Here is a 22,647-nt window from a genome sequence, read left to right as displayed (position 1 = left end):
ATCCGGGGACGACGATGCTGGGCCGTTACGAGCGCGGAGCGGGGGGCGAGGCGGTCGTCGCCTATGGCGACGGCACGATGCGGGTGGTCAAGCCCGGCGCCTTCGTGCGCTGCGCCACCACCGGCGTGCCGATCCTGCTCGACGACCTGCGCTATTGGAGCGCCGTGCGCCAGGAAGCCTACGCCACGCCCGAGGCGGTGATGGAGCGGCTGCGGCAGACCGGCCGGCCGTAAGCCGCGATCAGGCGTCGCGGCGTTCCAGCAGCTCGATGCGCACGCCGTCCGGCCCGTCGATGAAGGCGATCCGCAGCCCCGGCCGCATCGCCTTGGTCTCGATCAGCACCGTGACGCCGCGCGCCCGCAGGTCGGCGAGCGTCGCGTCGATGTCGGCGACGCCGAGCCCGATATGCTCGATGCCGAGATGCGGCGCCCGCGCCGGCGGCGGCAGGTCGGCCGGCGCCTGCTCGATGAAGACCGTGAGGCCGCCGAGGTCGAGCACGATCCGGCTCGTCGGCGTGCCCTCGCGGCGGACCTCCCGCGCGGCGAGCTTGTCGACGTAGAAGGCGGCCGCGGCCGCCGCGTCGGGGCTGCGCAGGTGGACGTGGTCGATGTGGAAGTCCATCGGGTCCTCGCGGGCTCAGAGGAGGGGCCGGTCGAGCCGGATGATCCGGCACGGGTCGCCCGCCCGCGCGGCCGGCGCGTGCGGCGCGCGGATCAGCAGCGCCTCGGCCCGGCCGAGCACCGCCAGCATCGACGAATCCTGGCGCGATTCCGGATGCGCCACCGGCAGCCGGTCCGGTGCGGTGTCGAGCACGGCGCGCATGTAGTCCTGGCGCCCGTCGTTGGCGTCGAGGTCGCGGCCGAGGGTGGCCGGCTCGCTGCGGTCGGCGCCGGCACGCGGATCGCCGAGCAGCGCACGCACGGCCGGCACGACGAAGAGCAGCCCGCACACGATCGACGAGACCGGGTTTCCCGGCAGCCCGATCACCAGCATGTCCCCGAGATGCCCGTGCATCAGCGGCTTGCCGGGGCGGAGCGCCACGCGCCAGAACCCGAGCTCGAGCCCCTCCGCCGCGAGCGCGGTCTGGACAAGGTCGTGGTCGCCGACCGAGGCGCCGCCCAGCGTCACGAGAAGGTCGGCCTCGGCCGCGCGTGCCCGCGCGAAGGCCGCCTCCAATGCCGGAAGCGTGTCGCCGGCGATGCCGAGGTCGATCGCCGCGCCGCCGGCGCCGTTCACCAAGGCGGCGAGCGCCAGGGCGTTCGAGGCGACGATCTGGTCCCAGGCCGGGACCTCGCCCGGCTGCACCAGCTCGTCGCCGGTGGCGAGGATCGCGACGCGGGGCTTGCGGCGTACCGAGACCCGTCCGCGGCCGGCGGCGGCGACCAGCGCCAAGCGGCGCGCATCGAGGGTGTCACCGGCCGCCAGCAGCCCGTCGCCCTCGGAGAAGTCGAGGCCGGCCCGGCGGACGAATTTTTGGGCGGTCACCGCTTCGAGGGCGCGGATCGTCTCGCCGTCGGCCTCGGCATTCTCCTGGATCAGGATCCCGTCGGCGCCCTCGGGGACGGGCGCGCCGGTGAAGATCCGCACGGTCTCGCCGGGGTCGATCGTGCCCGAGAAGCCGTGGCCGGCGGCGCTGGTGCCGACGAGGCGCAACGCGGCCCCGGCCGTCGCGTCGGCGGCGCGCACGGCGTAGCCATCCATGGCGGAAGCCGGGAAGGGCGGTTGCGTGCGGGTGGCGACGACCGCGGCCGCCAGCGTGCGCCCGGCGGCCTCCGCGATCGCGACCTCTTCGGCCGCGACCGGCCCGGGAACGCTCGCGAGGATGCGCGCGAGCGCTTCGGCGACGGGGATCAGGCCGCTCACGCGAGCGCCCCCGGTCCCGGACGCGCTCTGGTTTTCTCCCTCCCCCCTCCGCGGGGGAGGGTGGGCCTCGCGGCACCGAAGGTCGGGAGAGGGGTGCGACCTCTCCGGATGCGACGTTCCCCTCTCCCGACCCGCTTCGTGGGCCACCCGCCCCCGCACAGGGGGGAGGGATGAGCGCCGGGGGTCATCACGCCGCGTCCTCCGCGCGGTACGCCCCTGAGCGGCCGCCGTCCTTGGCGAGCAGGCGGATGCCCTCGATCCGCATGCCGCGGTCGGCGGCCTTCACCATGTCGTAGACCGTGAGGCAGGCGACCGAGACGGCGGTCAGCGCCTCCATCTCGACGCCGGTCGGGCCCTGCACGCGGACCTCCGCCGTGAGGCGCAGGCCCGGCAGCGCGTCGTCGATCTCGCAATCGACCCGGACCTTGGTGAGCAGGAGCGGATGGCAGAGCGGGATCAACTCGTGGGTGCGCTTGGCCGCCATGATCCCGGCGAGGCGGGCGGTGCCGACCACGTCGCCCTTCTTGGCATCGCCCTCGCGGATCAGCGCCAGGGTGGCGGGCAGCATCACCACCCGCCCCTCGGCGCGGGCGGTGCGGGTGGTCGCGGGCTTGTCGCCGACGTCGACCATGTTGGCCGCGCCGGTGGCGTCGAGGTGCGTGAGGCGGGGTTCGTCCACGATCAGCCCTTCGCCTTCTTCGCGGCCTTGGGCCCGAACAGCAGGTCGTGCGTCGCCGCCGTCACGTCGTCCTGGCGCATCAGGCTCTCGCCGACGAGGACGACGTTGAGGCCGTGGCGGCCGAGCCGGGCGACGTCGGCATGGCCGCCGATGCCGCTCTCGGCCACCGCGATGCGGTCGGGCGGGATCTCGGCGCCGAGCGTGATCGCAGTCTCGAACGAGACCTCGAAGGTCTTCAGGTTGCGGTTGTTGACGCCGATCAGCGCGGTGCCGAGCGGGATCGCGCGGGCGAGCTCGGCGGCGTCGTGCACCTCGACCAGCACGTCCATGCCGAGCTCGTGCGCCGTCTCGACCAGGGCTTCCGCCTCGTCGTCGTCGAGGCAGGCCATGATCGCCAGGATGCAGTCGGCGCCCCAGGCCCGCGCCTCGTAGACCTGGTAGGGCTCGAACAGGAAGTCCTTGCGCAGCACCGGAAGCCGACAGGCCTCGCGCGCCTGGGTGAGGTATTCGGGCCGGCCCTGGAACGAGGGCTCGTCGGTGAGCACCGAGAGGCAGGTGGCGCCCCCCTTCTCGTAGGCGGCGGCCAGCGCGGCCGGGTCGAAATCCGCCCGGATCAGGCCCTTGGACGGCGAGGCCTTCTTCACCTCGGCGATCAGCGCCGGGCGCCCTTCCGCCACGTGCGCCCGGATCGCGTCGGCGAAGCCCCGCGGCGGCGAGGCCTTGGCGGCGCGCGTCTCCAGCTTGGCGAGCGGCACGCGCAGCTTCGCCTCGGCGATCTCGCGGCGCTTGTAGGCCTCGATGCGGGCGAGCACGCTCGAGCGATCGGTCGCCGGCGGCTCGGTCGGAGGCGGCGGTTCGGCGAGGGCGTCGGTGGCCATCGGTATACCCTATCCGTTCGAGACCGCGACGAGGCGGGCCAGCGTCGCGCGGGCCGCCCCCGAATCGATCGCATCCTGCGCCCGCGCGACGCCGTCGGCGAGGGCGTGCGTCAGGCCTGCGACCACGAGCGCGGCGCCCGCATTCAGAACCGCGATGTCCCGGTAGGCGTTGCGCGTGCCCGACAGGACGTCGGCCAAGGCGCGCGCGTTGTGCTCGGGATCGCCGCCGCGCAGCGCCTCGAGGTCGTGCAGCGGCAGGTCGACGTCGCGCGGATCGACCGCGAAGGTCGAGATCCGGCCGTCCTCCAGCGCCACCACCTGGGTCGGGCCGGTGACGGTGATCTCGTCGAGCCCGTCCGAGCCGTGCACGGTCCAGACCCGGCGACTTCCGAGCTCGGCGAGGACCTGCGTCAGCGGCTCGGCCCAGGCCGCCTGCGACACGCCGAGCAGCTGGCATTCGACGCCGGCCGGGTTCGAGAGCGGCCCGAGCAGGTTGAAGATGGTGCGCACCGGCAATTCCGAGCGCACCGCCGCCACGTGCCGCATCGCGCCGTGGTGGGTCTGGGCGAACATGAAGCACAGGCCGGCCTGCGTCAGGCACCGGCTCAGGCCCGCCGGGTCGAGCCCGAGCCTGACGCCGAGCGCTGCCAGCACGTCGGCCGCGCCCGAGCGCGAGGTCGCGGCGCGGTTGCCGTGCTTGGCCACCGGCACGCCGCAGGCGGCGGTGACGATCGCGGCCAGCGTCGAGACGTTGTAGCTGCCCGAGTGGTCGCCGCCGGTGCCGACCACGTCGACGCTGCCGGCCGGCGCCGCGACCCGGACCATGCGCGCGCGCATCGCCTCGACGGCGCCGACGATCTCGTCCGGCGTCTCGCCGCGGACCTTGAGGCCGACGAGGAAGGCGCCGGCCTGCACGGGCGTGACCTCGCCCGACAGCAGGTCGTCGAACGCCGCGCGGGCTTCCGCCCGGTCGAGGAAGAACCCGGCGGCGACCTTGGCGAGATGGGGCTTGAAGGATTCCATCGGCTCGACGGGCGACGCGTTCGCGGGAATCCCGCGTCAATGCACGCCGGGACGGGCCTTGTCACGTGCCTGGTCCCGCCCGCGCGCCCGGTTCCACGCCGTCGCGATGTCGAGGAAGTTCTGCAGGATCCGCGTGCCGTGATGCGAGAGGATGCTCTCGGGGTGGAACTGCACGCCGTGCACCGGCAGGTGCGCGTGCTCCAGGCCCATGATCAGGCCGTCGGCCTCGGCGGTCACCGTCAGCGCCTCGGGGCAGCCGGCGCGGTCGACCACCAGCGAATGGTAGCGCGTCGCGTCGAAGCTGTCGTTGAGCCCGCGGAAGATGCCCTTCGCGCCGTGGCGGATGGTCGAGACCTTGCCGTGCATCGGCGCGGGTGCCCGCACCACGTCGCCGCCGAAGGCCTGGCCGATCGCCTGGAGGCCGAGGCAGACCCCGAAGATCGGGATCTCGCCCGAGAGCTCCCTGACCGCATCGAGGCAGATGCCGGCCTCGTTCGGGGTGCAGGGCCCGGGCGACAGCACCAGGGCGTCGGGCGCGCGCGCGCGGATCTCGTCGACCGTCACCTGGTCGTTGCGCACCACGTCGATCGCGCCGCTGAGCGGGCCGATCAGGTGGACGAGGTTCCAGGTGAAGGAATCGTAGTTGTCGATGACGAGGACGGAGGGCGTCGGCGCGGGTTCCATGACCGACGATCTGGCCCGGCCGGCGGCGCCGGTCAAGGCGTCGGGCGCGTCTGCCGCTTCACGCCGGTCAGGCCGCCGCCCTCGGCCCCACCAGGGCGAACAGCGTGCCCTGCGGATCCCGCGCCTGGACGATCCAGGCGCCCCCCGGCACCGCGTGCGGGCCCTGCAGGACGGTGCCGCCGGCCGCAGCGACCCGCTCGGCCGCGGCGTCGATCGATTCGACGGCGATGTAGAACAGCCAGCACGGGGCTGCCGGCATCGGCGAGCTCATCATCCCGCCGAGGTCGACCCCGTGGCGGGCGAAGACCTGGTAGGTGCCCATCGGCCCCATATCGACCGCCATGGACTTTTCCCAGCCGAACAGGCCGGCATAGAAGGCGAAGGCCGGTTCCCCGTCGCGGGCGTGCAGCTCGTGCCAGCCGAACGGGCCGGGCGTGCCCGGCGGCGGCATCGGCGGCGGCGTCCCGTCGCCGCGAAACAGCGCGAAGGCGGCGCCCTGCGGGTCGGCGGCCATGCAGAACCGGCCGACGCCCGGGATGTCGCGCGGTCCGAAGGTCACGCGCCCGCCGGCCGCCGTCACGCGCGCGGCGGAGGCGTCCACGTCGGCGACCGCGACGTATCCGAGCCAGCCCGGCCGCGCGCCGGCGGGGGGCTCGCATCCGGTCGGGGCCATCATCCCGCAGATTCGGACGTCGCCCGCCCGCGCGATGCGGTAGTCGACCCCGGGCATCCCCGCATCGACGATGCTCCAACCCGCGACCGCACCGTAGAAGGCCTGCGCCGACGCGATGTCGGGCGTCGTCAGCTCGTACCAGACGAAGGTGCCCGCGTGATCCGCCATGGTCTCGGCTCCCGGAACAGGCACGTTTGTCGCATTGCGATTTGCGTTGATATCAACGTAATTCGACGGATGTCAACCGTCGTCCCCTTCGCGACCACCGCCGCCGTCCGCGAGACGTGCCTCTGCCTGCATGCCCAGCGCGCGGCCCGCGCCCTCGGTCGCCGCTTCGACGACGCGCTGCGGCCGCTCGGGCTGACGAGCGGGCAGTTCTCGCTGCTGATGTCCCTCAACCGGCCCGAGCCGGCGCCGATGGCGTCGGTGGCCCGCCTGCTCGCGATGGACCGGACGACGCTCACCGCCGCCGTGAAGGTTCTGGAGCGGCGCGGCCTCGCGACGGTCGCCGTCGATCCGAAGGACCGGCGCGGCCGCCTCCTGGCCTTGACGGAGGCCGGTCGCGCCAGCCTCGCGGCCGCGGTGCCGGTCTGGCGCGAGACGCACGCGGCCGTCGATGCGGCGCTCGGCGGGGTCGATGCGGATGCCTTGCGGACCGCGTTGCGCGCGCTCGGCTGAGCCTACTGCCCGCGCTTCGCCTGCGCCGCGAAGCGCACCGCGTCCTCGGCCGCGCGGAACAGGGCGCGGGCCTTGTTCACGCATTCCTGCTGCTCGGATTGCGGATCGGAATCGTAGACGATGCCGGCGCCGGCCTGCACGTGCATGCGGCCGTCCTTCACGATCGCGGTGCGCAGGACGATGCAGGTGTCCATCTCGCCGCGCGCGCCGAAATAGCCGATGCAGCCGCCGTAGGGCCCGCGCTTCTCGCGCTCGAGCTCGTCGATGATCTCCATCGCCCGCACCTTCGGCGCCCCCGAGACCGTGCCGGCCGGGAACCCGGCCGCGAGCGCGGCCAGGGTGTCGTGCTTCGGGTCGAGGTCGCCCTCGACGTTCGAGACGATGTGCATCACGTGGCTGTAGTATTCGAGGAAGAACGAGCCGGTGACGGTGACGGTGCCGAGCCGGGCGACGCGGCCGACGTCGTTGCGGCCGAGGTCGAGCAGCATCAGGTGCTCGGAGCGCTCCTTGGGGTCGGCCAGCAGCTCGTCGGCGAGCGCGCGGTCCTCGGCCGGCGTCGCGCCGCGGCGGCGCGTGCCGGCGATCGGCCGGATCGTGACCTTGCCGTCGCGCACCCGCACGAGGATCTCGGGCGACGAGCAGACGACCTGGAACTCGCAGAAGTCGAGGTAGCATAGGAACGGCGCCGGGTTCGTGCGCCGCAGCGAGCGGTAGAGCGCGATCGCCGGCAGGGTGAACGGCGCCTCGAAGCGCTGCGACAGCACCACCTGGAACACGTCGCCGGCGGCGATGTATTCCTTCGCCTTGGCCACCATCGCGAGGTAGGCCTCCGGCGAGGTGTTCGAGACCGGCTCGGGCCTCGCGACCGCGGCGAGGTCGACCCGCGCCTCGATCGGCAGCGGGCCTTCCAGCGCCTCGGCGATCCGGTCGAGGCGCGCCAGCGCCGCCTCGTAGGCGGCCTTCGCCGTCACCCCGGCCGCCGGGCGCACCGGGCAGACCACGGTGATCAGGTCGCGCACGGAATCGAACACCACCATCACCCGCGGGCGCACGAGGATGGCGTCGGGCACGTTCAGCGGGTCGGGATTGGGCTCGGGCAGCCGTTCCATGGCACGGACCATGTCGTAGCCGAGATAGCCGAACAGGCCGGCCGCCATCGGCGGAAGCTCGGGGCCCTCGCCCTCCACGATCGCGCTCTCGGCGATCAGCGCGCGCAGGGACTCGAGCGGCGCGCGCGCGTCGGCGACGAAGGCGGAGAGGTCGTCGCGGGCGAGCGCGGCGCGGCCGTCGCGGCAGCGCCAGGCGAGGTCGGGATCGAGGCCGATCATCGAGTAGCGCCCGCGCACCACGCCGCCCTCGACCGATTCGAGCAGGAAGGCCGGGCCGGAATGGCGGCTGCGCAGCTTGAGGAACGCGGCGACCGGCGTCTCGAGGTCGGCCACCAGCGTCAGGTCGAGGAGGACCGGGCGACCGGCCTCGTAGGCCGCCGCGTAGGCGGCGTAGTCGGACGCGTCCGCCATCGGCCCTAGTACTCTCCGCCGATCGCGCGCCGCAGCGCCGCCTGGTTGACGCTGACGCCGGCGTTCTTCTGCACCTCGGCGATGTATTCGCCGAGCACGTCGTCGGCCAGCGCGGTGCGGAAGTTGCCCTCGATGGTCTTGTCCGCCGGGCTGCCGGCGACGAAGGCCGGCATCGTCGCGGCCTCGACCTTGTAGACCGCGCGCGCCTCGCCGGACGCGGCCGAGCCGGCCTTGCCGACGGCGGTCGCGAAGATGCGGTTGACCACGTCGACCGTCAGCGCGTCCTTGGCCTGGTTGCGGGCCAGATCGTCGCCCTCCTGCTGGTTGACGCCGATCTCGGTGCCGAGCGCCGCGAGGGTCTCGCCCTTGTCGAGCCGCTCGGCCAGAGCCTTGCCCTTGGCCTGCAGCAGGCGCGAGACCTCGGCTTCGCGCCAGCCTGCGGCGACCGCGTCGCGGACCTCGTCGAGGGGCTTGTCGTGCGCCGCGTCGATCTTGGTCACGTCGTACCAGACGTAGCCGCCGGCCTTGGTCCGCAGCGGCTCGTTGTCACCGCCGATCTCGGCGCGCAGCAGCGCCGGCAGCGTCGTCTCGGAATCGGGGATGCCGGCCACCGTCCGGCCCGCCGGGTCCTTGCCCTGCGCGTCGACGCCCGCGATCGTCACGATCGGCAGGTCGCGCTCTTTGGCGATGTCGGCGAGCGGCTTGGCGCCGGCGCGCTGGTCCTCGATCGCGTCGTGGATCTTGTCGACGCCGTCGCGGGCCCGCGCCAGCGCGATCTGCCTGCGGATCTCCGGCTCGACCTCGGCCAGCGTCTTCACCGTCGCCGGCTCGATCGCGGTGACGTGGAGGAGCACCGTGCCGAAGCGGCCCTTCACCGGCTGGCTGGTGCCGTCCTTGTCGAGGCCGAAGGCGGCATCGGCCACGGCCGGATCGAACAGCTCGGCCCGCGTCAGCGTCCCCAGGGTCAGGTCCTTGCCGTCGGTGCCGCGCTCCTCCGCCACCGCGGCGAAGCTCTTGCCGTCGGCGATCGCCTTGCGTGCCGCCTCGGCGGCCGCGGCATCGGGGAACACGATCTGCTGGATCGTGCGCTTCTCGGGCGCGCCGAAGCGCGCCTTCTCCTGGTCGTAGACCTTCTGCACCTCCTCGGCCGAGACGGCGTCGGGCTTGGCCATCGCCGCCGGGTCGAGCACCAGCAGGGTCGCGGCGCGGTATTCCGGGGCACGGTAGGCCGAGCGGTTGCCCTCGTAATAGGCCTTCAGCGCGTCCTCGCTCGGCGCCGCGACCTCGCCGGCGGCCGAGGGCGGCAGCATCAGGTAAGCGGCCTTGCGCCGCTCGGTGGCGTACCGATGCACCGCCAGGCGCATCGCCTCCGGCACGTGCAGGTCGGCGGAGACCGCCTCGGCGAGCTGCAGCCGCGCGATGACGGCGCGCTGCTCGCGCACGAACATCGCCTCGTTCAGGCCGGCGCGCTGGAGGGTCTGGTAGAACAGCGCCGACTCGAACTGGCCTTGCGCGTTCTGGAAGCTCTTCTCGTCGTGGATCGCCCGGATCACCGAGGCGTCGGGCACCGCGAGGCCGAGATCGGAGGTCTTCTGGTCGAGCGACGCCTCGGTCACGAGCTGGGACAGCACCTGCCGGTCGACGCCGAGCGCCCGCGCCTGATCCGGGGTCAGCGTGCGCCGCATCTGCGTCTGGTAGCGCTGGAGCTGGTTCTGGTAGGCGGTGCGGACGGCCTCGGCCGTGATCGGCGTCTTGCCGACCGTGGCCACCGCGGTCGACGAGCCGCCGCGGAAGAACTCCTCGACGCCGAAGACCGCGACGCCCGCGATCAGGAACGTGAAGATCACCGTCAGCACGATCTTGCCGAGCCAGTGCTGGCTCGCGTTGCGGATGTTCTGCAGCATTCTCTTAGCTTACGCGCGCTCGGATCGCCGGAGGCATCCGGCCCTGTCGGGCGCCGCGAGGCGCCGTCCTTCGATCCGCCCGCGATAGCCTAGTCCGCACCGGCAGGCAAAGGCCGCCGCCGAGCCTACTGCGTCAGGCGGGTCATCTTCACGGCGCGGTCGAGCATCGCGCTCAGCGAAGCGTTGATTTCGTCCGCCGAACTGGCCGTGAAGAAGAAGCCCGGCGAGGCGCAGCTCTTGAGCGGGGTCGAGAGCGTCGGGCTGAATTGGTTGACCTGATTGTTCTTCCAAGCCGTATAGGTTCCGTCGTTGGTTGAGTTGATCGTAATATAGGGGATGTAGAGGACTGAAATTGTCGCGCCGGCGTTCTTCAGCGCTGTGCAATTGGACGGGTCCATCTGGGCGGGGCTGGAGCCGTCCCACCACGCGTTGGCATAGCCGTTGAACTTCGATGGGTTTCCAGGATACGTGTACTTTCCGTTCTTCCAAAGATAGTAGTGTTGACCGTTCTGCATGCCGTCCGTGATGAGAAACACGAACGGCTTCGGGTTGCTGGTGGATGAGCCATCACCGTAAGCCGAGATGGTCGACTTCATCTGAGGCAGGGCGACCTCGAAATGCGTCCCGCCGCTCCCCGTGCCGGTGCTCGGATCGCCGTTGACGGAGAGCTGGGTGGTGTTGGTATCGAGAAGATTGGTGAACGCCATTGGAGGTTGCTTCGTGCATTCGGCCGCCGTGTTCGCCGTGGCAAGGTTGCTGGAGAGCGGAGAAAGCGTCGCCAACTGATTGATGAACGGATAGATGCCGACCCGGTACTGGTTCGGGACGATCATTTGGCTCGTGGCACGCTGAAGCAGCGAGCAAACGGCATTGTTGACAGAATCCGAACGCAACTGAATCGGTTTCGGTTTGTAATTGACTGCCAGGTTCCACCCGTTGGCTCCGGGCCAGTGGCAAGCGAACATGCATCCCTGTTTGGAATCGGTGAGCGTCGATTCGACGTTCATGCTGGCGAGCAGGTTCATGTCGCTGGCCGAGGTCGGCAGCCCCATCGATCCCGACACGTCCACCATCACGTAGAAGTCGAGGTAGCTTGCAAGGTCGGTCGACGCGGTCACCGTGTTGGCGAGGGGGGTCGTCGGCGTGCGGAAGATCCGGCCGAAGGTGTTCGTCACGGTGGCGGTGTAGGCGACCGTCGACGTCAGGGATTGGCCGTCCGGGGCCAGCTGCGGCGTCTGCAGCGTGTAGGTGGTGAACGGCACCTTCCCCGCGTTGACGTTGAAGACGTTGGTGGCCTGGGTGATGCCCGCAGCGATCGCCTTGGCGGTGAGGTTGGGCTGGCCCTGGTTGGCGGCGATGTAGGCCTTGGCCGTCGCCACGGCCGCGACCGCGGCCGCGTCCGCCGCGCCGTCGAGCTTCGTCTTGTTGGTGATCGCGACGCCGTAATCGACCCCGAGCCCGATGAGCCCGACCAGCGGGATGAGGCTGAGGCCGAAGATCATCGCGACGTTGCCACCCCGTGCCTCCGCAAAGCTCGGACGCGAGATGGCGTGCCGGTCTGCCCGGCGAAGGCGGTTCAGTAGCCAGAACATTTCGTGGCGATCCCGTCGCTGTTCGCGGTGTCGTAGTTCACGAGGGTGGCGTAGCGCGGCTGGACGTAGACCGAGCGGGCGATCTGGCTGCCTGAAAAGAACTTGGCGCCGAAGGTCGGCTTGAAGGTGAATGCCACGTCGATGACGATGATCGAGCCGGGACCGTAGACCGAGCGCGGCAAGGTTCCGACGTTCGGCGCGGCGGTATTGTCGGCGGGCAGCAAAGGCGTCCCGCAGGAGCGCTGGGTGCTGCCGGACGTGCCCGTGCTCGTCCACACGACGTTGGCCGTGTAGCAGGCGCTCATGTCGGCCGGGTCGTTGCAGGCGGTCGACTTCTGCGTGAAGGCGACGCTGGCGTACTTGATGGTGATGTCGTTCGACCAAAGCACGTTCTGCCGGGCCGCATCCTTCATGACGTAGGGGAACAGCACGAGCGCCGAATCGAAGCTGAAGTGAAGGTCGGTCGCGTTGACCGTGGCGATCGTGGCCCCCGGCGGCGGCGGCACCTGTGAGATCATCTGGCTGATCGAGTGCGCGACGAGCTCGACCTTGCGCGTCGCGTTCACGTACGTGACCAACTGGATGCCGCCGAGCATCAGCGCGAGCAGCACCGGCAGGACGAGCGCGAACTCGACCGCCGACAGCCCGCGCCGGTCGTCGCGGAAGCGTTGCGTGAGGGATGGCCGACGGGGTGCCATCAGAACTTCTCGTTGCGGAATGCCGCCGTCGAGATCGCCAGGTAGCTCGTGGAGCCGTCGGTGCCGAGCATGGATGCGAAGACGCTCGGCAGGACCGAAATCGGGTAGATGACCTGCAGGTACTGATAGTCTCCAGCATTGCCGAGATCGTACTGGCCCGATCCGCTCGTCTGGGACGGCACCAGGAGGCCGCTGACGTCCGGCTTGACGAAGGCGTAGTAGCCGCTCTTCGCGCCAAAGGTCGGCTGCACTTTGTAGAGGTTCACCACGACGTTCCCGCACGACATCACGGCCGGCAGCCTGCTGCAGAGCGCGGTCTTGAACGTCGCCTGATCGATGCCATTGATCTTGGCTTTGCCGATCATCACCTGCCGCGCGGCCTGACTCGTCGCGTAATCGAGCCGCTGGTTGACGAACATCACCAGGGCGACGGCCATGACGAAGGCGATCATCAACAGCAGCATCGGCGCGACGAGGGCGAATTCGACCGCCGTCGCTCCGCCTCTCGCATGAAGGAATGTCCGTGGACCGCGCATGCGCCGTGATCGCATGTCAGGAATTAAGGCCGATCTAAGACCCCGTTTCATAACGCTCGTGCCAGGCGTCTGACGAGGATCATAGCTGCTGCCAGGACGAAGAAGGCGAGTGCGGAAGAGGCCGTCGCCTCGTGATCACGGGCGAGCCTGCGGCATCGACTGATCCATCCGAAGGTTCGCTCGATGACCCAGCGTCGCGGTTGAACCGCAAAGCCCTTCTGTCCCTCGTCGGGCGCAATGATCTCGATGGTGATCGCCGTCGCGGTTCCGACGCGCTCGCCTCGATAAGCTCGGTCTGCGAAGCAGTGCGCCAGGAACGGCCAGAGACCGCGCGAGGCACGCAAAAGCGCAACTCCCCCATGGCTGTCGTGGAGGTCAGCAGGCGAGACGGCGGCGATCAGAAGACGGCCATCCGTGTCGGTCAGCGCGTGGCGTTTGCGGCCCACCACACGCCGGGCTGGATCGTAGCCGCGTTCTCCATCGACGCCGACGCCGCCCGAGCGCGCCGCCTGCGCATCCATGACGGCACCCGTCGGGCTGGCCTCACGCCCGGCTCGCTCGCGGTCGTCCATCGTGAGAACGTGGGCGAGGCGCTCGAACACGCCCGAAGCTGACAGGCGCAAGAACCAGCGATGCACGGTTGACCAGGGTGGGAACTCATGCGGCAGGTGCCGCCATGCGCAGCCTGTCCGTAATACATACAGGACGCCATCAAGCACCGACCGCATCGGCCAGCGCCAGGGGCGACCCCTTGATGCGGGACTAGGCAGCATCGCGCCGACGACGGCCCATTCAGCGTCGGTCAGGCAGGTTGCGTAGGGGCGGCTTTCGCGCGCAAGCTCGGTGCGAGCGGTAGGGGTCCACATCGGCGATCCAGGGTGAGCGTCAGACACTCTCCCAACGCCCGCGACACCTGCCGCTCACCCCATTATGAAACGGGGTCTAACATAAGGTAGCCGTTTTCGGCCTATCGCCCCTCCGCCTCGCCGGCATCCCCCGCGCGGGTGTCCTCGGTTCTTTCGATCCATCGCGTCTCGGCATGCCGCCCGTCCCCGGAGCGGGGGCCGGGTGATCTTCGTCGCGGATCGTCTCCCGGCGCGGCCGATCCGGTTTGCGCCCTCATGCGGGCTCTGGTAGCCCCGGCCCACGCGTGCGCCGGCAGGCGTTTGGGACGGCAGGGACATCGATGATGCGTTCGGGACGGCGGCCCCTGGTTGCGGGCAACTGGAAGATGAACGGCACCCGGGCCTCGATCCCCGTGGTCGACGCGGTGCGGACCGGCCTGTCCCCTGCGCTCGCCGAGACGATCGACCTGCTGATCTGCCCGCCCTCGACGCTGATCTCGGCCTGCGTCGCCGCGACCTACGACTCGTCGATCGCCATCGGCGGCCAGAACCTTCATGCCAAGCCGAGCGGCGCCTTCACCGGCTCGATTTCCGCCGAGATGCTGGCCGACCTCGGCGCGCGCTACGTCATCGTCGGACATTCCGAGCGCCGGGCCTACCATCACGAGACCGACGACGGCGTCCACGCCAAGGCCCTGGGCGCCCGGCGCGCCGGCCTGTGCGGCATCATCTGCGTCGGCGAGACCATGGAGGAGCGCGAGCAGGGCCGGGCCCTCGACATCGTCCGGGCGCAGCTCGCCATCGGCACGCCGAAGGGCGCGACCGGCGCCGACACCGTGATCGCCTACGAGCCGGTCTGGGCGATCGGCTCGGGCCGCACGCCGACGGCGCGCGAGATCGCCGAGGTCCACGCCTCCCTGCGCGAGATGCTCGACAAGCTCGTCGGCGAGGAGGCGGCCAAGATCCGCATCCTCTACGGCGGCTCGGTCAAGCCCGGCAACGCGCGCGAGCTGCTCTCGGTGGAGAACGTCGACGGCGCGCTCGTCGGCGGCGCCAGCCTCGTCGCCGAGGATTTTCTGGGAATCTGCGCCGCCTACGCCTGAGCGATCCGCGCCCGCTCAGATCTTGTAGGCCTGCCGGGCGAGCAGCCGCCAGCGGCCGCCGTCCCGGTGCCAGACCTGCATCACGCCGATGCGCACCGGCGCGGTCTTGCCGCCGGAGGTCGTCTCGCCGCTGAACACGTGCCGGGCGATGGCGTCCTCGCCGACGACCGAGACCGAGCGGTCCGACAGGACGATGCTCGGGAAGGCGGAGCGCCCACTCGTCAGCGCGTCGACGAAGGCCGCCTTGCCCTGCACGGCGCCGCTCGAATGACCGTAGCTCAGGCCGTCGAGCACCAGCGCGTCGAGGGTGGCCGCGTCCGGCGCGAGCAGGGCCGCGGTCAGGGTGTCGACCGCCGCCTCCACCTCGGCCTCCGGTCCCGCCGCGCCCGCCGGGGCGGCCCGGGCGACGGAGGCGGCGAGCGCCACGGCGAGCACGAGGCGGCGTGAGATGGGCATGGCGTCATCCTCCGGTCCGAGGCGGTCGATCCGAAGCGCCGCTCTTCGCGCCCGCCTTTGAGCACGCGGAGCGATCGTCCGGGGAGCCGGGCGGCTGACATCGGCGCGCCGATCGTCACGTTTGGCGCCCGCACGCTTGTGGTGTATGCCCCCGGCAGATTTGTAGCCGGTGCGATGCAGCTCCGGCCGTCGTGTCCGGCTCCCCGTCCCAGCGAGCGGCTCCCGGGACCGGCGCGCGCAAGAACGATTCCGGAATTCCGATGCAGACCGTCCTGATCGTCGTCCATCTCATCATCGTGCTGTCGCTGATCGGCGTGGTGCTGCTGCAGCGGTCCGAAGGCGGGCTCGGCCTCGGCGCCGGCAGCAGCGGCGGCGGCGTCTCGGGCTTCATGACCGGGCGCGGCCAGGCCAACGCGCTGACGCGGGCCACCGCGATTCTCGCCGCCCTGTTCTTCGTCACCAGCCTGACGCTGGCGGTGATGTCGCACCGCTCCGCCGCGCCGAAATCGATCCTCGACGGCGCCAACGGCACGACGCAGCCGGCCGGCCAGCCCGCGGGCGCCGACAACCTGCTCGACACGTTGCGCCGGCAGAACAACACCCCGGCCGCGGGCACCCCGGCGGCGCCCGCCGCGCCGGCGGCCCCGGCCCCGACTCCGACCCAGCCGGCCGTTCCGGACGCGCCCCAGTCGCGTTGAACGCCGCGATCGAATCGGAACGACGCAGCCGCGCCGTTCGATCGGGCAAAGGAAACTTAACGCTCCCGCCCTAGGCCGGCCCAATCCAGCATTGTGCGAATTCCGTGGGAATCGCGCGGTGCGGGTGGCATGCCGTTTGGCGAATCGCCCAGCCTTCTCTATGGACCGAGGCCCATGACGCGGTACGTTTTCATCACCGGCGGCGTGGTCTCCTCGCTCGGCAAGGGTCTGGCCTCGGCGGCGCTCGCGGCGCTGCTCCAGGCGCGCGGCTACTCGGTCCGCCTGCGCAAGCTCGACCCCTACCTCAACGTCGACCCGGGCACGATGAGTCCGACCCAGCACGGCGAGGTCTTCGTCACCGACGACGGCGCCGAGACCGACCTCGACCTCGGGCATTACGAGCGCTTCACCGGCGTCCCGGCGACGCGCGCCGACAACATCACCACCGGCCGGATCTACCAGGACATCATCGCCAAGGAGCGCCGCGGCGACTACCTCGGCGCGACGATCCAGGTGATCCCGCACGTCACCAACGCGATCAAGGACTTCGTCCGCGACGGCAACGACGCCTTCGATTTCGTGCTCGTCGAGATCGGCGGCACGGTCGGCGACATCGAGGGCCTGCCGTTCTTCGAGGCGATCCGCCAGCTCGGCAACGACCTGCCGCGCGGCTCGACCGCCTTCGTGCACCTGACGCTGCTGCCCTACATCCCGTCCGCCGGCGAGCTGAAGACCAAGCCGACGCAGCACTCGGTGAAGGAGCTGCGCTCGATCGGCATCCAGCCCGACATCCTGCTCTGCCGCTGCGACCGGCCGATACCCGCCGACGAGCGGCGCAAGCTCGGGCTGTTCTGCAACGTGCGCGAGACCGCGGTGATCGAGGCGCGCGACGTCGCCTCGATCTACGACGTGCCGCTCTCCTACCGCGAGGCTGGCCTCGACCGCGAGGTGCTCGCGCATTTCGGCCTCGCCCACGACGGCGAGCCGGACCTGTCGCGCTGGCGCACGATCTCCGAGCGGGTGAAGAACCCCGAGGGCGAGGTCACCATCGCCATCGTCGGCAAGTACACGGGCCTGAAGGACGCCTACAAGTCGCTCACCGAGGCGCTGATCCACGGCGGCATCAGCCATCGCTGCCGCGTCAACCTCGAATGGATCGAGGCGGAGGTGTTCGAGCGCGAGGACCCGGCCCCGTTCCTCGAAGGCATCAACGGCATCCTGGTGCCCGGCGGCTTCGGCCAGCGGGGGGCGGAGGGCAAGATCCGCGCGGCGCGCTTCGCCCGCGAGCGGAAGATCCCGTATTTCGGGATCTGCTTCGGCATGCAGATGGCGGTGATCGAGGCGGCCCGGTCGCTCGCCGGCGTGCCGGACGCGAACTCGACCGAGTTCGGCGACACGGCCGAGCCGGTGGTCGGCCTGCTCACCGAGTGGCTGCGCGGCAACGAGCTGGAGCAGCGTGCCGCCGCTGGCGACCTCGGCGGCACCATGCGGCTCGGCGCCTACGATGCGACGCTGCACCCCGACACGAAGATCGCCGGGATCTACGGCAGCACCCACATCTCCGAGCGCCACCGCCACCGCTACGAGGTCAACATGGCCTATCGCGAGCGGCTCGAGGCCAAGGGCCTGCGCTTCTCCGGCCTGTCGCCGGACGGGCTCCTGCCCGAGACGGTCGAGCATGTCGGCCACCCGTGGTTCATCGGCGTGCAGTTCCACCCGGAGCTGAAGTCGCGTCCCTTCGCGCCGCATCCGCTGTTCGAGGGCTTCGTCGGCGCCGCGATCGAGCAGAGCCGCCTGGTGTGAGGCGGGACCGCCCGCGATGACCTCGATCTCCGGGCTGCCCGCCTTCCTCGGCTACGGCGCCATCGCCTGCGGGCTCGTGGCGCTCTACCTCGGCGTCTACCTGACGGCGACGGCGCACCGCGAGATCGCGCTGATGCGGGCGAACAACGTCGCCGCCGCCACCGCGCTCGGCGGCAGCCTGCTCGGCTACGCGCTGCCGCTGGCCGTGGCGATCTACAACGCGCAATCGGCCCTCGACTGCGTGATCTGGGGCCTCGTCGCCCTCGTCGCGCAGATCCTGATCTACTTTCTGGTCCGGCTCGTCCTGCCCGACCTGTCCCGGCGGATCGCGGCGGGCGAAGGCGCCGCGGCGATCCTGCTCGCCTCGGCGTCGCTCGCCGGCGGCGTGATCGATGCGGCGGCCATGACCTACTGACGAGCCCGCGATCGTGATCCGCCGAGCGAGCGGCGCCAGGCGTCGCGGATCGCGCATCGGGCGCCGCGGCGGAGCCGGCCGGCGAAGCTGGACGATCTTCTCAAGGGCCGCCGGCGTTCCTACATCCGGGCCTCGCGGCGTTCTGCCGCCAGGGAGCCGGGCCGTCCGAGACGGTCCGAACGATCATGGCCTCGTCCATCGAACGGTCCTCGAAGCGCTCGACCACCGTCGCGCTCGTCGCCGGCGCCGGCGCCACGGCCCTCGCGCTCGGGCGGTACGATCCCTCGCAGCGCGAGGAGGACGTCCTGGTCTACGGCGGTCCCGACGCCTGCATCCGCGGCGGCATTCGGACGGAGGCCGATTGCCGGAGCACCTACGCCACGGCGCTGGCGGCCTATCCGGAGGCGGCGCCGCGCTACCTCTCCCTGGCCGATTGCGAGGGGCATCACGGCGCCGGGCATTGCGTCGACGGAACCGCCGTTGCGACGAGCGCGGCCGGCCGCTTCGTGCCGATGCTGGCCGGCTACGTCATCGGCCGCCGGATCGAGCAGGCCCTCGAGCCGCAGCCCGTCTACGATCATCGCCTCGGCTAGGCCGGGGCGGCGTATTCCGGATCGGGCGGCTACTGCACGAGCTGGGGCGGCCGCGTCGTCACCGGAAGCGGCGGTGCGTCGTCGCACGCGCGCGTCGCCTCGTCCGCGGTGCGCCCGGCCGCCTTCGGCGGGTTCGGCGCGACCGGCCGGGGCTTCGCCTCCCACGGGATGGCGGGTCACGGGAGCGGCGGCTGATGCGCCGCATCGCGATCGGCGAGCGGCCGGGCTGGCGTGCGAGCGCGCGGGCCAACGGCTTCACCTTCCACACCCTCGACGGCGCGCCCTATTGGGACGAGAGCCACGCCTACGCCTTCACGCTCGGCGAGATCGAGCGCGACATCGAGGCGCCGGGCACCGAGCTCCACGCGCTGTGCCTCGCCTTCGTCGCCGACGCGGTCGAGGACGCGCGCATCCTGGCCTCCCTGGCGATCCCGGAGGCGATGTGGGACGTCGTGCGCACCAGCTGGCGCCGCGGCGACCCCTCGCACTACGGGCGGCTCGACCTCGCCTACGGCGGCGAAGGCACCGGCCCGGCCAAGCTCCTCGAATACAACGCCGACACGCCGACCGCGCTCTACGAATCCGCGGTGTTCCAGTGGCTCTGGCTCGAGGACCTGCTGCGGCTCGGGCGGGTGCCGGCGGGCTCGGACCAGTTCAACGCCGTGCACGAGCGCCTGATCGAGCGGTCTCGGGCGGTCGACGGCACCTCCCTGGCCCTGGCGGCCTACGCCGACGCGCCCGAGGACCGCGGCACCGTCGCCTACCTGGAGGATTGCGCGCGCCAGGCCGGCCTCGCGACCCGCTTCCTCGACCTCGGCGATATCGGCCTTGCCGCGAGCGGCGCCTTCGTCGACCGGACGGAGGCGCCGATCGCGACCCTGTTCAAGCTCTACCCGTGGGAATGGGCGTTCGCGGATGCGTTCGGCGCAGCGCTCGCCGCGACGCCGACGCGGTTCCTCGAACCGCCCTGGAAGGCTATTCTGTCCAACAAGGGGCTGCTGCCGCACCTCTACGCCCGCGAGCCCGGCCACCGAACCTTGCTGCCGGCCTATTTCGAGAACGACCCGCAGAAGGCGCGGCTCGGCGCCTCGTTCGTCAAGAAGCCGCTGTTCTCGCGCGAGGGCGCCAACGTCCTGATGGTGCGCGACGGCGCGGTGCTGGCGCAGGATCACGGCCCCTACGGCGCGGGCGGCCATGTCCGGCAGGCGCTCGCCGAGCTGCCGTGCTTCAACGGGCGCCACGCCCTCGTCGGCGCCTGGATCGTCGGCGACGCCTGCGTCGGGATCGGCCTGCGCGAGGCGGCCGGCCCGATCACCACCGACGCGGCGTTGTTCGTCCCGCACGTCATCCTGCCCGGGTGAGTGCGCCGATGACGCGCTGTGCAAAGCGCGCCCACCGGCCTATCTGAGCGGGCGTGACGGACATCCTCTTCTACCACCTCCAGAACCAGCCGCTCGAAGCGGTGCTGCCGAACCTCGTCGAGAAGTCGCGCGAGCGCGGCTGGCAGGCGGCGATCCAGGCGGCGAGCGAGGAACGGCTCCAGGCGCTGGACGATCACCTCTGGACCTTCCGCGACGACAGCTTCCTGCCCCACGGCACCGATCGCGAGCCCGACGCGGCGAGCCAGCCGGTGGTGCTGACCTTGCGCGACACCAACCCCAACGCCGCCGCGATCCGCTTCCTCGTCGAGGGCGCGGACCTGCCGCCGGATGCGGGCGACTACGAGCGGATCTGCGTGCTGTTCGACGGCACCGACCAGGACGCGCTCCTGCGCGCCCGCGAGCAGTGGAAGGCCGCCAAGGCCGCCGGCCACGCGGTCGCCTACTGGCAGCAGGACGACGGTGGCCGCTGGCTGAAGAAGGCGTGACGCTCCCCCGCGACTGGAATGCAGGACCGACCATGCCGATCATGAAAATGGCGCGCGTTCTTCCCTCCCCCCTTTGCGGGGGCGGGTACCCTGCGGAGCAGAGGGGGAGAGGGGAGCGCCGTATCCGGAGAGGTCGCGCCCCACTCCCGACCCTCGCTGACGCGAGGGCCACCCTCCCCCGCAGAGGGGGGAGGGGGTTCGCGGCACTCGTCGCGCTTCTCTTCGCGATCGTTCCGCTTGCGGCGGCGGCGCAGGCGCCGCAGCGCGGGCCCACCGAGGCGCGCGCGCCGGAGGGAAAGAAGCTCCCGCCCGACGTCACCACCGAGCAGAGCGTCACGCTTCCCAACGGCCAGAAGCTCGATTTCACCGCGACCGCGGGCAGCCTGCCGCTGGTCGACGAATCGGGCAAGCTGCAGGCCGAGATCGCCTTCGTCGCCTACACCCGGCCCGCGGCGGCCGGGACGGTGCGGCCGATCACCTTCGCGATCAACGGCGGGCCGGGGGCGGCCTCCGCCTACCTGAACATCGGCGCGATCGGGCCGTGGCGGCTGCCGGCCGACGGCGCGAGCATCAGCCCGTCGCGCTCGGTCGCGCTGGTGCCGAACGACGGCACCTGGCTCGACTTCACCGACCTCGTCTTCATCGACCCGGTCGGCACCGGCTACAGCCGCGCCGCGGACGGCGACGGCAAGGCGTATTGGAGCGTGGAGTCGGACGCCTCGGTGCTGTCGGCGGCGATCGCCCGCTACCTGCGCGTCAACACCCGGATGGGCGACCCGAAATTCTACGTCGGCGAGAGCTACGGCGGCTTCCGGGGACCGCTCATCGCGGCCAAGCTGCAGGAGGACATCGGCGTCGGGCTGTCGGGCCTCGTGCTGCTGTCGCCGGTGCTCGATTTCGGCACCCTGGCGCCCCCGCGCGCCAACCCCTGGGGCAACGTCCTGCGGCTGCCCTCCTACGCGGCCGGCGCCCTGGAGCGGGCCGGCACCGTGCCGACCCGCGAGACCCTGGCCGACACCGAGCGCTACGCCACCGGTGCCTACCTCGCCGACCTGCTCAAGGGGCCCGACGACGCGCCGGCGGTGGCGCGCCTGACCGAGCGCGTCGCCGCGCTGACCGGGCTCGACCCGGCCTTCGTCAAGGCGCAGGGCGGCCGGCTGTCCTCGAGCAGCGTCCAGCGCGAGGTCGACCGCGCGTCGGGCCGAGTCGCCAGCGCCTACGACACCGGCGTCTCGGGATGGGACCCCGACCCGACCGCGGCGCATTCCGGCTTCGACGACCCGCTGCTCACCGCGCTCCAGGCGCCGCTCACCAGCGCGATGATCGACCTCTACGCGAAGACGCTGAACTGGCGCGTGACGAACCTGCGCTACGAGCTCCTGAACACGGCCGTGAACCGAGGCTGGAGCTGGGGCGGCGGCCGCTCCGCGCCGGAGGCGGTCGGCGCCTTGCGCGGCGTGCTGGCGCTCGACGGCAACGTCCGCGTGCTGGTGGCGCACGGCTTCACCGACCTGGTGACGCCGTACTTCGCCTCCAAGCTGCTGATCGACCAGATCCCGTCCTACGGGGCGGAGCCGCGGCTGTCGCTGGCGGTGTACCCCGGCGGGCACATGTTCTATTCCCGCCCCGATGCCCGGGCGGCGTTCAAGCGCGATGTCTCCGCCCTCTACGCCGCCGCGCTGAAGGCGCGCGAGGCGACGGCCCCCAACCCGCAGCGCAAGGAGGCGCCGTGACGTTGCCAGATCTGCGGACCCTCGCCGGCGCCGGCCTGATCGCGGCCGCCCTCCTCGGCGCCTGCACCGTGACCGAGCGGACGCCCCCGCCCGCGCCCTCGGAGATCGTGCCAATCCCGCCGCGCGTGCCCGCGGCGGCGACCTTCACCGGCCCGGTGCTCGCGCCGGACGGATCCTGCACCGGTCCGGCCCCGGCGAGCGCCGCCGCGATCGAGCCGGGCATCGGCGAGTGCGATCTCGTGCGGCTGAAGGGCCGCCCGCCGGTGGACGTGCTGGTCGGGGAAGGCCGCGCCGGCCGCGAGGTCCAGGTGCTCTACACCGAGCCCGGCGCGAAGGAGCTGTACTTCTTCGTCAACAACAAGCTCGACCGCGTGGTGAAGTAGGCCGCCGAAGGCGCGCCTCCGTG

At 71.4% G+C, this 22,647-nt stretch carries 25 protein-coding genes; 11 read left to right on the top strand and 14 right to left on the bottom strand.

Annotation, left to right across the window (positions count from 1 at the left end):
- Positions 1-14 precede the first annotated feature (14 nt).
- Positions 15-233 carry a DUF2093 domain-containing protein gene (locus MKK60_RS08420; RefSeq protein ID WP_147728475.1) on the top strand — a complete coding sequence of 73 codons (219 nt, stop codon included), beginning with the start codon at positions 15-17 and terminating at the stop codon, positions 231-233.
- Positions 234-240: 7 nt separating this feature from the next.
- On the opposite strand, the gene MKK60_RS08415 is transcribed toward MKK60_RS08420, so the two are convergent.
- From MKK60_RS08415 to MKK60_RS08385, 7 genes are all read right to left on the bottom strand, one after another.
- The gene (locus MKK60_RS08415; protein ID WP_243985048.1) at positions 241-621 is read right to left on the bottom strand and encodes a VOC family protein; all 381 of its coding nucleotides are present in this window, start codon (positions 619-621) and stop codon (positions 241-243) included.
- Positions 622-636: 15 nt separating this feature from the next.
- A complete protein-coding gene (gene glp / locus MKK60_RS08410) occupies positions 637-1,863 on the bottom strand; it encodes a gephyrin-like molybdotransferase Glp (protein WP_243985046.1) in 1,227 nt (408 codons plus the stop codon).
- Positions 1,864-2,050: 187 nt separating this feature from the next.
- Complete coding sequence (moaC, locus tag MKK60_RS08405; RefSeq protein ID WP_147729090.1) at positions 2,051-2,542, bottom strand: cyclic pyranopterin monophosphate synthase MoaC; 492 nt, start codon at positions 2,540-2,542, stop codon at positions 2,051-2,053.
- A gap of 2 nt (positions 2,543-2,544) precedes the next feature.
- Positions 2,545-3,420, bottom strand: a complete 876-nt coding sequence (gene trpC / locus MKK60_RS08400) for an indole-3-glycerol phosphate synthase TrpC (protein WP_147729089.1) — start codon at positions 3,418-3,420, stop codon at positions 2,545-2,547.
- A gap of 9 nt (positions 3,421-3,429) precedes the next feature.
- Positions 3,430-4,443: an anthranilate phosphoribosyltransferase gene (gene trpD / locus MKK60_RS08395; protein ID WP_243985044.1), complete on the bottom strand. Its 1,014-nt coding sequence runs from the start codon at positions 4,441-4,443 to the stop codon at positions 3,430-3,432.
- 36 nt (positions 4,444-4,479) lie between these two features.
- On the bottom strand, positions 4,480-5,127 hold the full coding sequence (locus tag MKK60_RS08390) for an anthranilate synthase component II (protein ID WP_147729087.1): 648 nt from the start codon (positions 5,125-5,127) through the stop codon (positions 4,480-4,482).
- Positions 5,128-5,194: 67 nt separating this feature from the next.
- Positions 5,195-5,968: a VOC family protein gene (locus tag MKK60_RS08385; RefSeq protein WP_243985042.1), complete on the bottom strand. Its 774-nt coding sequence runs from the start codon at positions 5,966-5,968 to the stop codon at positions 5,195-5,197.
- A 69-nt stretch (positions 5,969-6,037) separates the two neighbouring features.
- Here MKK60_RS08385 and MKK60_RS08380 point away from each other — a divergent pair, with 69 nt between their 5' ends.
- Positions 6,038-6,478 carry a MarR family winged helix-turn-helix transcriptional regulator gene (locus MKK60_RS08380; protein WP_243937649.1) on the top strand — a complete coding sequence of 147 codons (441 nt, stop codon included), beginning with the start codon at positions 6,038-6,040 and terminating at the stop codon, positions 6,476-6,478.
- Between the two features lie 2 nt (positions 6,479-6,480).
- Here the strand turns inward: MKK60_RS08380 and trpE are convergent, their stop codons facing one another.
- From trpE to MKK60_RS08350, 6 genes are all read right to left on the bottom strand, one after another.
- On the bottom strand, positions 6,481-7,998 hold the full coding sequence (trpE, locus tag MKK60_RS08375) for an anthranilate synthase component I (RefSeq protein WP_243985040.1): 1,518 nt from the start codon (positions 7,996-7,998) through the stop codon (positions 6,481-6,483).
- Positions 7,999-8,003: 5 nt separating this feature from the next.
- The gene (locus tag MKK60_RS08370; RefSeq protein ID WP_243985038.1) at positions 8,004-9,902 is read right to left on the bottom strand and encodes a peptidylprolyl isomerase; all 1,899 of its coding nucleotides are present in this window, start codon (positions 9,900-9,902) and stop codon (positions 8,004-8,006) included.
- Positions 9,903-10,027: 125 nt separating this feature from the next.
- Entirely contained in the window at positions 10,028-11,494 is a 1,467-nt protein-coding gene (locus MKK60_RS08365; RefSeq protein WP_243985036.1) for a TadE/TadG family type IV pilus assembly protein, read from the bottom strand.
- Positions 11,479-12,192, bottom strand: coding sequence for a TadE/TadG family type IV pilus assembly protein (locus MKK60_RS08360; RefSeq protein WP_147728021.1), 714 nt, complete (start codon positions 12,190-12,192; stop codon positions 11,479-11,481). Before MKK60_RS08360 ends, MKK60_RS08365 begins: the two co-directional genes overlap by 16 nt.
- Positions 12,192-12,728, bottom strand: a complete 537-nt coding sequence (locus tag MKK60_RS08355) for a TadE/TadG family type IV pilus assembly protein (RefSeq protein WP_279604032.1) — start codon at positions 12,726-12,728, stop codon at positions 12,192-12,194. Before MKK60_RS08355 ends, MKK60_RS08360 begins: the two co-directional genes overlap by 1 nt.
- Positions 12,729-12,775: 47 nt before the next feature.
- Positions 12,776-13,594 (bottom strand): IS5 family transposase, encoded by an 819-nt coding sequence (locus tag MKK60_RS08350; RefSeq protein WP_243985033.1) that lies wholly within the window; start codon positions 13,592-13,594, stop codon positions 12,776-12,778.
- A 320-nt stretch (positions 13,595-13,914) separates the two neighbouring features.
- Between MKK60_RS08350 and tpiA the strand changes: the two genes are divergently transcribed.
- A complete protein-coding gene (gene tpiA / locus MKK60_RS08345) occupies positions 13,915-14,676 on the top strand; it encodes a triose-phosphate isomerase (protein ID WP_147728023.1) in 762 nt (253 codons plus the stop codon).
- A 15-nt stretch (positions 14,677-14,691) separates the two neighbouring features.
- Here the strand turns inward: tpiA and MKK60_RS08340 are convergent, their stop codons facing one another.
- Positions 14,692-15,132, bottom strand: coding sequence for a nuclear transport factor 2 family protein (locus MKK60_RS08340; RefSeq protein ID WP_243985031.1), 441 nt, complete (start codon positions 15,130-15,132; stop codon positions 14,692-14,694).
- 260 nt (positions 15,133-15,392) lie between these two features.
- Here MKK60_RS08340 and secG point away from each other — a divergent pair, with 260 nt between their 5' ends.
- From secG to MKK60_RS08300, 8 genes are all read left to right on the top strand, one after another.
- Positions 15,393-15,830: a preprotein translocase subunit SecG gene (gene secG, locus MKK60_RS08335; RefSeq protein ID WP_243985029.1), complete on the top strand. Its 438-nt coding sequence runs from the start codon at positions 15,393-15,395 to the stop codon at positions 15,828-15,830.
- Positions 15,831-16,004: 174 nt separating this feature from the next.
- Positions 16,005-17,633 (top strand): CTP synthase, encoded by a 1,629-nt coding sequence (locus MKK60_RS08330; RefSeq protein ID WP_147729175.1) that lies wholly within the window; start codon positions 16,005-16,007, stop codon positions 17,631-17,633.
- A gap of 16 nt (positions 17,634-17,649) precedes the next feature.
- Complete coding sequence (locus MKK60_RS08325) at positions 17,650-18,048, top strand: DUF350 domain-containing protein (protein WP_243985027.1); 399 nt, start codon at positions 17,650-17,652, stop codon at positions 18,046-18,048.
- Between the two features lie 185 nt (positions 18,049-18,233).
- Positions 18,234-18,641: a DUF1190 domain-containing protein gene (locus MKK60_RS08320; RefSeq protein WP_243985025.1), complete on the top strand. Its 408-nt coding sequence runs from the start codon at positions 18,234-18,236 to the stop codon at positions 18,639-18,641.
- Positions 18,642-18,835: 194 nt separating this feature from the next.
- Complete coding sequence (locus MKK60_RS08315) at positions 18,836-20,002, top strand: glutathionylspermidine synthase family protein (RefSeq protein WP_243985022.1); 1,167 nt, start codon at positions 18,836-18,838, stop codon at positions 20,000-20,002.
- A 53-nt stretch (positions 20,003-20,055) separates the two neighbouring features.
- On the top strand, positions 20,056-20,508 hold the full coding sequence (locus MKK60_RS08310; protein WP_147728855.1) for a DNA polymerase III subunit chi: 453 nt from the start codon (positions 20,056-20,058) through the stop codon (positions 20,506-20,508).
- 32 nt (positions 20,509-20,540) lie between these two features.
- Complete coding sequence (locus MKK60_RS08305) at positions 20,541-22,241, top strand: S10 family peptidase (RefSeq protein ID WP_243985020.1); 1,701 nt, start codon at positions 20,541-20,543, stop codon at positions 22,239-22,241.
- Positions 22,238-22,624, top strand: a complete 387-nt coding sequence (locus tag MKK60_RS08300) for a hypothetical protein (RefSeq protein ID WP_409567380.1) — start codon at positions 22,238-22,240, stop codon at positions 22,622-22,624. The genes MKK60_RS08305 and MKK60_RS08300 overlap by 4 nt, the downstream gene beginning before the upstream one ends.
- Positions 22,625-22,647: the final 23 nt, after the last annotated feature.

This window comes from Methylobacterium sp. J-092, from assembly GCF_022829325.1.
GTDB lineage: Bacteria > Pseudomonadota > Alphaproteobacteria > Rhizobiales > Beijerinckiaceae > Methylobacterium.
Note: the sequence above shows the minus strand (reverse complement) of the source record. Positions and strands in the feature narration are given on the sequence as shown.

Excerpts from the sequence above, each read along its gene's own strand:
- trpE (WP_243985040.1), bottom strand. The coding sequence starts at position 7,998 with ATGGCGGACGCGTCCGACTACGCCGCCTACGCGGCGGCCTACGAGGCC.
- MKK60_RS08325 (WP_243985027.1), top strand. The coding sequence starts at position 17,650 with ATGACCTCGATCTCCGGGCTGCCCGCCTTCCTCGGCTACGGCGCCATC.
- MKK60_RS08415 (WP_243985048.1), bottom strand. The coding sequence starts at position 621 with ATGGACTTCCACATCGACCACGTCCACCTGCGCAGCCCCGACGCGGCG.
- MKK60_RS08355 (WP_279604032.1), bottom strand. The coding sequence starts at position 12,728 with ATGCGCGGTCCACGGACATTCCTTCATGCGAGAGGCGGAGCGACGGCG.
- secG (WP_243985029.1), top strand. The coding sequence starts at position 15,393 with ATGCAGACCGTCCTGATCGTCGTCCATCTCATCATCGTGCTGTCGCTG.
- MKK60_RS08315 (WP_243985022.1), top strand. The coding sequence starts at position 18,836 with ATGCGCCGCATCGCGATCGGCGAGCGGCCGGGCTGGCGTGCGAGCGCG.
- MKK60_RS08360 (WP_147728021.1), bottom strand. The coding sequence starts at position 12,192 with ATGGCACCCCGTCGGCCATCCCTCACGCAACGCTTCCGCGACGACCGG.
- MKK60_RS08350 (WP_243985033.1), bottom strand. The coding sequence starts at position 13,594 with ATGTGGACCCCTACCGCTCGCACCGAGCTTGCGCGCGAAAGCCGCCCC.
- MKK60_RS08320 (WP_243985025.1), top strand. The coding sequence starts at position 18,234 with ATGGCCTCGTCCATCGAACGGTCCTCGAAGCGCTCGACCACCGTCGCG.
- MKK60_RS08370 (WP_243985038.1), bottom strand. The coding sequence starts at position 9,902 with ATGCTGCAGAACATCCGCAACGCGAGCCAGCACTGGCTCGGCAAGATC.
- MKK60_RS08365 (WP_243985036.1), bottom strand. The coding sequence starts at position 11,494 with ATGTTCTGGCTACTGAACCGCCTTCGCCGGGCAGACCGGCACGCCATC.
- MKK60_RS08330 (WP_147729175.1), top strand. The coding sequence starts at position 16,005 with ATGACGCGGTACGTTTTCATCACCGGCGGCGTGGTCTCCTCGCTCGGC.
- MKK60_RS08385 (WP_243985042.1), bottom strand. The coding sequence starts at position 5,968 with ATGGCGGATCACGCGGGCACCTTCGTCTGGTACGAGCTGACGACGCCC.
- tpiA (WP_147728023.1), top strand. The coding sequence starts at position 13,915 with ATGATGCGTTCGGGACGGCGGCCCCTGGTTGCGGGCAACTGGAAGATG.
- MKK60_RS08420 (WP_147728475.1), top strand. The coding sequence starts at position 15 with ATGCTGGGCCGTTACGAGCGCGGAGCGGGGGGCGAGGCGGTCGTCGCC.
- trpD (WP_243985044.1), bottom strand. The coding sequence starts at position 4,443 with ATGGAATCCTTCAAGCCCCATCTCGCCAAGGTCGCCGCCGGGTTCTTC.
- MKK60_RS08390 (WP_147729087.1), bottom strand. The coding sequence starts at position 5,127 with ATGGAACCCGCGCCGACGCCCTCCGTCCTCGTCATCGACAACTACGAT.
- MKK60_RS08305 (WP_243985020.1), top strand. The coding sequence starts at position 20,541 with ATGCCGATCATGAAAATGGCGCGCGTTCTTCCCTCCCCCCTTTGCGGG.
- trpC (WP_147729089.1), bottom strand. The coding sequence starts at position 3,420 with ATGGCCACCGACGCCCTCGCCGAACCGCCGCCTCCGACCGAGCCGCCG.
- MKK60_RS08340 (WP_243985031.1), bottom strand. The coding sequence starts at position 15,132 with ATGCCCATCTCACGCCGCCTCGTGCTCGCCGTGGCGCTCGCCGCCTCC.
- MKK60_RS08380 (WP_243937649.1), top strand. The coding sequence starts at position 6,038 with ATGTCAACCGTCGTCCCCTTCGCGACCACCGCCGCCGTCCGCGAGACG.